Source organism: Janthinobacterium sp. JF4 (genome assembly GCF_059617925.1).
This window is the reverse complement of record NZ_JCAQAV010000044.1, coordinates 36,854-44,189: the sequence shown is the minus strand read 5'-3', so window position 1 is coordinate 44,189 and position 7,336 is coordinate 36,854. Positions and strand designations below refer to the sequence as shown.

The following is a 7,336-nucleotide window of genomic DNA, read 5'->3' as shown; positions in this document are numbered from 1 at the left end:
CATGCCGGGTGGTGTGGCAGGGGAGCGGCCCTTCAGGGCCGCCCCCTATGCCGATCCGGATCTAAAACTTAGGTGGTCAGCGGCTTGTAGCGAATACGTTTAGGCTTGGCGCCCTCTTCGCCCAGGCGTTTCTTCTTGTCGGCTTCGTATTCCTGATAGTTGCCGTCAAAGAAGGTGACTTGCGAATTGCCTTCGAAGGCCAGGATGTGCGTGGCGATACGGTCGAGGAACCAGCGATCATGGGAAATGACCATGACGCTGCCGGCAAATTCCAGCAAGGCATCTTCCAGCGCGCGCAAGGTTTCCACGTCCAGATCGTTCGACGGTTCATCGAGCAGCAGGACGTTGCCGCCCATCAGCAGGGTTTTCGCCAGGTGCAGACGGCCACGTTCACCGCCGGACAGGTTGCCCACCATTTTCTGCTGGTCCGAACCCTTGAAGTTGAAGCGGCCCAGATAGGCGCGCGACGGCATTTCGAAGCGGCCGACCGTCAGCATGTCGGCGCCTCCGGATACGTCTTCAAAGACGGACTTGTTGTCGGCCAGCGAATCGCGGTTCTGGTCGACGATGGACACGCGCGCCGTCTGGCCGATGGCCACTTCGCCGCTGTCCGGCTGTTCCTTGCCGGTGATCATCTTGAACAAGGTCGACTTACCGGCGCCGTTGGGGCCGATGATGCCGACGATGGCGCCTGGCGGTACGGTAAAACTCAGGTTATCGATCAGCAAACGGTCGCCGAACGCTTTCGACACGTTCTTGAACTCGATGACGTCATTGCCCAGGCGTTCGGCCACGGGAATGAAGATTTCCTGCGTTTCGTTGCGTTTCTGGTATTCGTGCTCGGACAACTCGTTGAAGCGGGCCAGGCGGGCCTTCGACTTGGCCTGGCGCGCTTTCGGGTTCTGGCGCGACCATTCCAATTCCTTCTGCAGCGCCTTCTGGCGCGCCGATTCCGTCGATTCTTCCTGCTTCAGGCGGGCTTGCTTCTGCTCCAGCCAGGTCGAGTAGTTACCCTTCCATGGAATGCCGCTGCCGCGGTCCAGTTCCAGGATCCACTCGGCTGCGTTGTCGAGGAAGTAGCGGTCATGGGTGATGGCCACCACGGTGCCGGGGAAGCGCAGCAGGAATTGTTCCAGCCAGTCGACCGATTCCGCATCCAGATGGTTGGTCGGTTCGTCGAGCAGCAGCATGTCCGGTTTCGACAGCAGCAGCTTGCACAGCGCCACGCGGCGCTTTTCACCGCCGGACAGCACGCCGACCTTGGCATCCCATGGCGGCAGGCGCAGCGCGTCGGCGGCCATTTCCAGCTGCAAATTCAAGTTGCCGCCGTCGGAGGTCGAGATGATCGCTTCCAGGCGTGCCTGTTCCGTGGCCAGGGCGTCGAAATCGGCGTCTTCCTCGGCATACGCGGCGTACACGGCTTCCAGCTTGGCTTGCGCTTCAAACACTTCGCCCAGGCCCGACTCGACTTCCTGGCGCACGGTTTTTTCCGGGTCCAGCTGCGGTTCCTGCGGCAGGTAGCCGATGTTCAGGCCCGGCATCGGCACGGCTTCGCCCTGGATGTCGGTGTCGATGCCGGCCATGATCTTCAGCAGGGTCGATTTGCCGGAGCCGTTCAGGCCCAGCACGCCGATCTTCGCGCCTGGGAAGAAGGAGAGGGAAATATCTTTCAGAATCTGGCGCTTGGGCGGGACGATTTTGCCCACGCGATTCATGGTGTAGACGTAATTTGCCATTAGAAATCTCGGGTGATATACAAAGACGGACAGGATACGGTAAACGCCCGCTTCCGGCCAGCGCTGCGCGCTGCGGAAACGGCCGCCAGGGCAAGACTAGGCGGTGGCGCGCGCGCGGCGGCTGTTCCACAGCCCCTCGGCCGCATACAGGCCCAGCGCCGTCCAGATGACGAGGAAGCCCAGCATGCGCTCGGGCGTGAACGATTCGTGGAAGACCCACACGCCGATCAAGAGCTGGCCCGTGGGAGCGATGTATTGCAGCAAACCCAGCACGGCCAGCGGCAGGCGGCGCGCGCCGGCCGCAAACAGCAGCAGGGGAATGGCCGTGATGGGGCCGGACGCCAGCAGCAACGCGCGCGTGGCGGTGGAATCTGTATTGACGAAGCCGCTCTGGCCATGCCAGCCCAGCCACAGCATATAGGCCAGCGCCAGAGGGAACAGAATCAATGTTTCAAACGACAGGCCTTCCAGCGCGCCCAGCGCGGCCGTCTTGCGCAGCAAGCCATAGCCGCCAAACGAGGCTGCCAGCAGCAGGGCGATCCAGGGCACCTGTCCCGCCTGCCAAGTGAGCCAGGCCACGCCGCAGGCGGCCAGGCCGATGGCCAGCCACTGCAGGCGGCGCAGGCGCTCGTGCAACAGCAAAAAGCCCAGCATGACATTGATCAGGGGGGTAATAAAGTAGCCGAGGCTGGCGTCGACCACGTGGCCGTTGTTGACGGCCCAGATGTAGATGAACCAGTTGGCGGACAGCAAAAAGGCACTGGCGACGAAGCTGGCCACCACCCTGGGCTGCGCTTTCAGGCTGCCCAGCCAGCTCCACTGCCGGCGCACGGTCAGCACGATACCGAGGAACAACAGCGACCAGACCATGCGGTGCGCCAGGATTTCCTGCGGCGCGATCTCGCCGATGGCGTGGAAGTACAGGGGGAACAGGCCCCAGCACAGAAAGGCGAGGGAGGCGTAGAGCATGCCTGGATTCATGACGGGGTTCGCTGGAGAGTAGACAGTCTGTCATTATGGCTGAAAACATCGGGGACTGCCCGGCGCCGCTGGCGAGGCGTAGAATGGCAACAAATCAATGGCCGCAAGCCCGCGCAGCATGGCGGAACGGCACAAAACCACGACTTTGGGGCAGCTGCGGAACCATGCAAAAATACTCTTGCTATTTGCTAATACCTATCATATTGTGCGATGCAACAAAACAAAAACGGGTGCAACCTTGACGTCGGAACATAAAAAAAGCGGCCTTGCCGGCCTGACACTGGCGGCCGTGGGCATCGTCTACGGCGATATCGGCACCAGCCCGCTGTACACCCTGAAGACCGTCTTCGACCCGGCCCACGGCCTGCTGCTGTCGCCCGAGAACCTGCTGGGCATTGTCTCGCTGATTTTCTGGGGCCTGACCCTGATCGTCTCGCTCAAGTACGTGACCCTGGTGTTGCGCGCCGACAACCGCGGTGAGGGCGGCATCATGGCCCTGATGGCGCTGGTGCTGTCGTCCGTCAGCCGCCTGTCGCGCTGGCATTTCCCGCTGATGGTGATCGGCGTCTTCGGCGCCACCCTGTTCTATGGCGACAGCGTGATCACGCCGGCCATTTCCGTGCTGTCGGCGATCGAGGGCCTGGAAGTGGCCACCCCCGCCTTCAGTCCGTACGTGGTGCCGCTGACGATCGTGGTGCTGGTGGCGCTGTACTCGGTGCAGTCGCACGGCACGGCCGGCATCGGCCGCTATTTTGCCCCCATCATGGTGCTGTGGTTTGCCGCGCTGGCCGGCATGGGCGTGGTCAACATCATCAAGTCGCCGGCCATCCTGGCCGCACTCAATCCCCTGCACGCGGCGACCTTCCTGATGAATAACGGCTTTGTCGCCTTCGTCGCCCTGGGCGCCGTGGTGCTGGCGCTGACGGGCGCCGAAGCGCTGTATGCCGACATGGGCCACTTCGGCAAGAAGCCGATCCGCCTGGCCTGGTTCCTGATTGCCTTTCCCGCACTGGCGCTGAACTACCTGGGCCAGGGCGGCTTGCTGCTGGCGCATCCGGAAGCCGTGTCGAATCCGTTTTACCAGCAGCTGGGCGCGTGGAGCGTGTATCCGCTGGTGATCCTGTCGACCATGGCCACCGTGATCGCCTCGCAGGCGACCATTTCCGGTACCTTCTCGATGACCAAGCAAGCGATCGCGCTGGGCTTTTTGCCGCGCATGCGCGTGCGCCACACGTCGGAAAGCGAAATCGGGCAGATCTACATTCCCGCCGTGAACTGGCTGCAACTGGCCGTGGTGCTGCTGGCTGTCGTCAGTTTCGGTTCCTCGGAAAACCTGGCTGCCGCCTACGGCATCGCGGTGACGGCGACCATGCTGTCGACTACGATCCTGACCTTCTTCGTGATCCGTTACCGCTGGAAGATGAACCTGGCCCTGTGCTGGGGCGCCACGGGCTTTTTCCTGATCATCGATATCAACCTCGTGTCGGCGACGGCGTTGAAACTGTTCCATGGCGGCTGGTTCCCGCTGCTGCTGGGCTCGATTTTGTTCATCGTCATGCTGACCTGGAAGCGGGGCCGCCAACTGGTGTTCCAGAACCTGGAAAAGCATGCGATTCCGCTCAACGAATTCCTCTCGTCGCTATTCATCGCGCCGCCGCTGCGCGTGCCCGGCACGGCCATCTTCCTGCGCGGCGAAACGGATGGCGTGCCGCATGCGCTGCTGCATAACTTGCTGCACAACAAAGTGTTGCATGAGCGGGTGATCTTCCTGACCGTCTTCATGCATGAAGAGCCGTGGGTGGCGCCTTCCGAGCGCGTGCGCGTGGTGGACCTGGGCCACCAGTGCTACCAGGTCAATGTGCATTACGGCTTCAAGGATGAACCGGACATTCCGGCCGCGCTGGCGCAGTGCGCCCAGCAGGGACTGGATTTCGAGATGATGGAAACGTCGTTCTTCATCGCGCGCCAGACCATCATCTCGACGCCGGGACATGGCATGATGCCGTGGCGTGAACACCTGTTCGTTACCATGTCGCGCAATGCACGCACGGCCGCCGACTACTATCAGATTCCGAGCAACCGGGTGATCGAACTGGGCACGCAGGTGGAAATATAGATATTGTGTCAACGTTGCATCGAGACACATTGACTGCCCTGCTTACGTCTGCTTACAAATGGGCTATGCGAGTCCTGTTAAACTGCAGCCCGTACCGGTCCGCACCGTACGGGCTTAGCCACACACCAATATTTAAAGGGAAACCATGAAATCGGTATTTCAAATGATCGCCACCCTCGCTTGCGCCGTGGCCCTGACCGCTTGCGGCGCTGCTGCCAACACCGAGAAGCCGGTCGTGCTTGACCCGAACACGCAAGTCAAAGAATTCGTCTTTCCTGACCTGGTGAAAGGCACCGGCACGGCCGCCGCCGCAGGCGATACCCTGACGGTGCTCTACACGGGCTGGCTGTATGACGCCAGCAAGCCGGACGGCAAAGGCGCGCAGTTCGAAACGTCCCCTCCTCTCGAGGGTTTTACGTTTGTTCTCGGTATCGGCAAAGTGATTCTGGGCTGGGACCGTGGCCTGGTCGGCATGCAAGAGGGTGGCACGCGCCGCCTGGTCATTCCGTATGACCTGGGCTATGGCGTGAGCGGCACCCGTGACGCGACGGGTGCGGTGGTGATCCCGCCTTACGCGGGTCTGGTGTTCGACATCACGTTGCGAAAAGTGACGAAAAAGTAAGCACGCGCAGGGCAATTGATAACAAGGGCGATTCCACGGAATCGCCCTTGTTGCTTTTGCGGCAGATTCAGGCTGGCGCCAGTTCCTGGAAGTAGTACGTGGCGCCGCCCAGATTGGCCGGCGCGTCATATTGCAGCACTTGCGTGCGGCGCAATGCCACCGGTGCGCTGAAGGCGGGGCCGTCGTAGACGAAGGTGTGGAATTCGCCGTTTTCGCCGCAGGCGTCGACGCCGGGCGGCAGGTCGGCCAAAAAGGCGGCGTCGAACTCGCGTCCGCAAAATTCGCGCGGCAGGTGCTGGCCATTGATGCACACGACGATGGCCTTGAAGCCGGCGGCAAGGAACTCATCGACCAGCGCGCGGCGATCCTCGCCCCACAGGGGCAGGTGCGCCGTCAGGCCGGCGCTGGCGCAGACTTTTTCTTCCCAGTCGCGGTGCGGCTGCAAGTCGATGTCGCCGAAGATCGCATGGGCTATGCCTTCGTCTTTCGCCGCGCGCAGCATGGCGATGAATCGTTCCTCGTAGCTGGCCCAGCTGGCGTGATAGCGCTGCAGGCGTGCCCCCAGGCTGGCCGCCTGCGCCTCGAGCAGCTCGGGCGGCACGCCGTGCGAGCGCGATTTGCGGCCGTCTTCATCCATGGCCGTGATCAGCAGCGGCACGCTCGTGCCGGCGTTGCGCACACGCCACAGGGCCAGGCAGGAATCCTTGCCGCCGCTCCAGGAAATGAGGGCCGTCGTCATGCTGCCGCTCCCGGCGGCACTGCGCGCAGCATGTCGACGTGCTGTATGCCGTCTTCGTCGTAGGGCGCGCTGACGGTGACAAAGCCGAAGGACTGGTAGAAGCGCTCCAGGTACTGCTGCGCGCCGATGCGGATGGCGTGGCCAGGATGCTGGCGTTCGGCGCGCGCGATGCCTTCCGCCAGCAGGCGCTTGCCGGCGCCCGTGCTGCGCGCCTCGGGCGCCGTCAGCACGCGGCCGAGCGACATTTCCACGTACTTGGCGCCGGGCGCCAGCACCCTCAGATACGCGGCCAGCCGGCGCTGGCCATCGGCCGTTTGCCAGCCCAGCAGATGCATGGCTTGCTGGTCATGGCCATCGAGGTCCGGGTAAATGCACTGCTGTTCGATGACGAACACGCGCTGGCGCAAGCCCAGCACCTGGTACAAAGCGTGGGGGCCGAGTTCGTCGAAGGTGTTCCATTGCCAGGCGATCATGCGTACTCCGGAAAAATCAGGAAAAGAGCGCCATTCTAAAGGCACACGTGAAAAAACACCGCGCTGCCTTCATGGCAGTGCGGTGTTGCTGGCAAAGCGCGATGCGCAGCAGCCCAGGTACTCTTACACGATCGTCAGGGTGACGTCGATGTTGCCGCGTGTGGCGTTCGAGTAGGGGCACACGATGTGGGCGGCGGCGACCAGCGCTTCGGCGGCGGCGCGCTCCATGCCTGGCAGCGAAATTTTCAGTTCCACTTCGATGCCGAAGCCCGTGTCGATGGCGCCGATGCCGACGTTGCCTTCGATGGACAGGTCTGCCGGCAGGGCGATCTTGTCGCGGCCGCCGACGAATTTCATGGCGCCGATGAAGCAGGCCGAGTAGCCGGCGGCGAACAGTTGTTCCGGATTGGTGCCGACGGCGCCATTGCCGCCCAGTTCTTTCGGCGTGGTCAGCTTGACGTCGAGCACATTGTCGGACGAGACGGCACGGCCTTCGCGGCCTCCGGTGGCGGTAGCTTGCGCGCGGTACAGGACTTGTTTGATCGACATGATGGTTTCCTTTAGATAGATAAATAGTTGACTACTAAATAGTGTGCTACTTGTTTCGTGGGCTGCTGCCCCAGGATGCCCGTCTGCAGAAGCAATTTGCGGCGTCCATGTGCTCAATAT

At 62.3% G+C, this 7,336-nt stretch carries 7 protein-coding genes; 2 read left to right on the top strand and 5 right to left on the bottom strand.

What is annotated here, in order from left to right; translation table 11 throughout:
- Positions 1–68 precede the first annotated feature (68 nt).
- Together ettA and rarD are read right to left on the bottom strand one after the other, a co-directional pair.
- Entirely contained in the window at positions 69–1,736 is a 1,668-nt protein-coding gene (ettA, locus tag AC54AF_RS23375) for an energy-dependent translational throttle protein EttA (RefSeq protein ID WP_034783756.1), read from the bottom strand.
- Between the two features lie 96 nt (positions 1,737–1,832).
- Positions 1,833–2,717: an EamA family transporter RarD gene (rarD, locus tag AC54AF_RS23370; RefSeq protein ID WP_496638459.1), complete on the bottom strand. Its 885-nt coding sequence runs from the start codon at positions 2,715–2,717 to the stop codon at positions 1,833–1,835.
- 238 nt (positions 2,718–2,955) lie between these two features.
- Here rarD and AC54AF_RS23365 point away from each other — a divergent pair, with 238 nt between their 5' ends.
- A complete protein-coding gene (locus AC54AF_RS23365) occupies positions 2,956–4,833 on the top strand; it encodes a potassium transporter Kup (protein WP_496638458.1) in 1,878 nt (625 codons plus the stop codon).
- Positions 4,834–4,978: 145 nt separating this feature from the next.
- Complete coding sequence (locus AC54AF_RS23360; RefSeq protein ID WP_496638457.1) at positions 4,979–5,455, top strand: FKBP-type peptidyl-prolyl cis-trans isomerase; 477 nt, start codon at positions 4,979–4,981, stop codon at positions 5,453–5,455.
- 67 nt (positions 5,456–5,522) lie between these two features.
- Here the strand turns inward: AC54AF_RS23360 and AC54AF_RS23355 are convergent, their stop codons facing one another.
- The 3 genes from AC54AF_RS23355 to AC54AF_RS23345 form a co-directional block, all read right to left on the bottom strand.
- Positions 5,523–6,194 (bottom strand): Dph6-related ATP pyrophosphatase, encoded by a 672-nt coding sequence (locus tag AC54AF_RS23355; RefSeq protein WP_496638456.1) that lies wholly within the window; start codon positions 6,192–6,194, stop codon positions 5,523–5,525.
- Positions 6,191–6,667 carry a GNAT family N-acetyltransferase gene (locus AC54AF_RS23350; protein ID WP_496638455.1) on the bottom strand — a complete coding sequence of 159 codons (477 nt, stop codon included), beginning with the start codon at positions 6,665–6,667 and terminating at the stop codon, positions 6,191–6,193. Before AC54AF_RS23350 ends, AC54AF_RS23355 begins: the two co-directional genes overlap by 4 nt.
- A 123-nt stretch (positions 6,668–6,790) precedes the next feature.
- Entirely contained in the window at positions 6,791–7,216 is a 426-nt protein-coding gene (locus tag AC54AF_RS23345) for an organic hydroperoxide resistance protein (RefSeq protein WP_035823589.1), read from the bottom strand.
- Between the last annotated feature and the right edge of the window lie 120 nt (positions 7,217–7,336).

Coding starts and splice junctions, on each gene's coding strand:
- ettA (WP_034783756.1), bottom strand. CDS start 1,736: ATGGCAAATTACGTCTACACCATGAATCGCGTGGGCAAAATCGTCCCG.
- rarD (WP_496638459.1), bottom strand. CDS start 2,717: ATGAATCCAGGCATGCTCTACGCCTCCCTCGCCTTTCTGTGCTGGGGC.
- AC54AF_RS23360 (WP_496638457.1), top strand. CDS start 4,979: ATGAAATCGGTATTTCAAATGATCGCCACCCTCGCTTGCGCCGTGGCC.
- AC54AF_RS23355 (WP_496638456.1), bottom strand. CDS start 6,194: ATGACGACGGCCCTCATTTCCTGGAGCGGCGGCAAGGATTCCTGCCTG.
- AC54AF_RS23350 (WP_496638455.1), bottom strand. CDS start 6,667: ATGATCGCCTGGCAATGGAACACCTTCGACGAACTCGGCCCCCACGCT.
- AC54AF_RS23345 (WP_035823589.1), bottom strand. CDS start 7,216: ATGTCGATCAAACAAGTCCTGTACCGCGCGCAAGCTACCGCCACCGGA.